The sequence below is a fragment of the Campylobacter sp. RM12654 genome, assembly GCF_020137585.1.
GTDB lineage: Bacteria > Campylobacterota > Campylobacteria > Campylobacterales > Campylobacteraceae > Campylobacter_E.
In genome coordinates, this window is sequence record NZ_JACGAR010000088.1 from 1 (window position 1) to 400 (window position 400).

Sequence of the window (400 nt, forward strand, 5' to 3'; positions counted from 1 at the left end):
CTTAGCACCTAAAAATCTTGCTGTATGATTTACCACAGGGTCTATATTTATAACTCTAATTTTACCTTCATCTTTTAATTTTTTTAGTTGTTTTAAATAGCTATAAGTTTCATGCATAGGAACTCCCCAGCCTATTTGGTTGGTATTTGCTATATCAACTGACCACATTACAACTACTTTTGAATGTTCTAATATATTTTCCCAAGAAGTTTGCTTAGCATTTGATTCATCAACACCACTAACATAAGGAGTAATTGCACGAATACAATGAGTTGAGTATGTAAGAGTGCTTGTGGTATATCCACCAGCAATTGCTAACATTCTACCAAGTAAGCTTTGTGGGTTATTTATATTTCCAACACAATACCAACCATAACTACCGCCAAAAACTGCATTAGAG

General features: G+C 33.5%; 1 protein-coding gene. It reads right to left on the reverse strand.

Features of this window, described 5'->3' with window-relative positions; translation table 11 throughout:
• On the reverse strand, positions 1-400 hold a 400-nt coding region (locus AVBRAN12654_RS09430; RefSeq protein ID WP_336614397.1), incomplete at both ends, for a molybdopterin-dependent oxidoreductase.